This window comes from Streptomyces sp. NPDC060209, from assembly GCF_042728155.1.
Taxonomy (GTDB): domain Bacteria; phylum Actinomycetota; class Actinomycetes; order Streptomycetales; family Streptomycetaceae; genus Streptomyces.
In genome coordinates this window covers 1-1,069 of record NZ_JBHWZS010000592.1, presented here as the reverse complement: position 1 = coordinate 1,069, position 1,069 = coordinate 1, and the positions used below count along the sequence as shown (strand labels likewise).

Annotated in this window: 2 protein-coding genes; both read left to right on the top strand. The window is 65.4% G+C overall.

The window, feature by feature from the left end:
* The first annotated feature begins 76 nt into the window (after positions 1–76).
* Entirely contained in the window at positions 77–304 is a 228-nt protein-coding gene (locus ACFWFI_RS42775; RefSeq protein WP_031100634.1) for an SCO5555 family protein, read from the top strand.
* A 142-nt stretch (positions 305–446) separates the two neighbouring features.
* A partial coding sequence (locus ACFWFI_RS42770) for an HU family DNA-binding protein (RefSeq protein ID WP_387401394.1) occupies positions 447–1,069 on the top strand: 623 nt, incomplete at its 3' end.

Here is a 1,069-nt window from a genome sequence, read left to right as displayed (position 1 = left end):
GCCGGAAGGCAGGGGGCGCAGTCGCTTGTTGAGACCCCCTCGGGCGACAACTCGCCCCAGATGGCACAATCGGTGCATGGAACGCGACAGCCAACTCGAGCTCTATGGCCAAGTCGCCGACCGATTGAAAGAAGCGCACGCAAAGGTGCGCGCACTGCAAGTCCCGGAGGGCGTAAGGATGGCGCTGTCCCGGAAGCTGCTGGTCGTCACGGCCGCGGCTAAGCACGATCTCCCAGGCGCGGCAAGGCGTCTGGACCGGTTGATGAAGGACCTCGATGAGGGCCGATTCCCCGAAGGTGACTGACTCTGCGGACAGCGCAGCGGTCGACTTCGTTGCGGCACTAGGGTGATTAGCCCGTTTCGTGTTTGATTTGCGGTATATATCTGCCTAACGTGCGAAAAAGCCTGAACAGTTTCGTTCTGGCAATGTCTCCGAAGGGGAAGACGTGAACAAGGCGCAGCTCGTAGAAGCGATTGCCGACAAGGTCGGCGGCCGCCAGCAGGCCGCAGACGCTGTCGACGTGGTACTCGACGCGATCGTCCGTGCGGTCGTCGCGGGGGACCGTGTCTCGGTCACCGGCTTCGGCTCGTTCGAGAAGGTCGACCGCCCCGCCCGGTACGCCCGCAACCCACAGACGGGCGAGCGCGTACGGGTCAAGAAGACCTCCGTGCCCCGTTTCCGTGCGGGACAGGGCTTCAAGGACCTGGTGAGCGGCTCCAAGAAGCTCCCCAAGAACGACGTGGCCGTGAAGAAGGCGCCCAAGGGCAGCCTCTCGGGCGGTCCTTCCACCCGTACGACGGCGAAGGCGGCCGCGAAGAAGGCCACCGCCAAGAAGGCCACGGCGCGCAAGACCACGGCGGCAGCCGCGAAGAAGACGACCGCGGCCAAGAAGACCACCGCCAAGAAGACCACCGCGGCGGCGAAGAAGACCACGGCGGCGGCGAAGAAGGCGACCCCGGCGAAGAAGGCGACGGCCACGAAGAAGACCGTCGCCGCCAAGACGGCGCCCGCCAAGAAGACCACGGCGAAGAAGGCGCCCGCGAAGAAGACCACGGCACGCAAGACCAC

Excerpts from the sequence above, each read along its gene's own strand:
- ACFWFI_RS42775 (WP_031100634.1), top strand. The coding sequence starts at position 77 with ATGGAACGCGACAGCCAACTCGAGCTCTATGGCCAAGTCGCCGACCGA.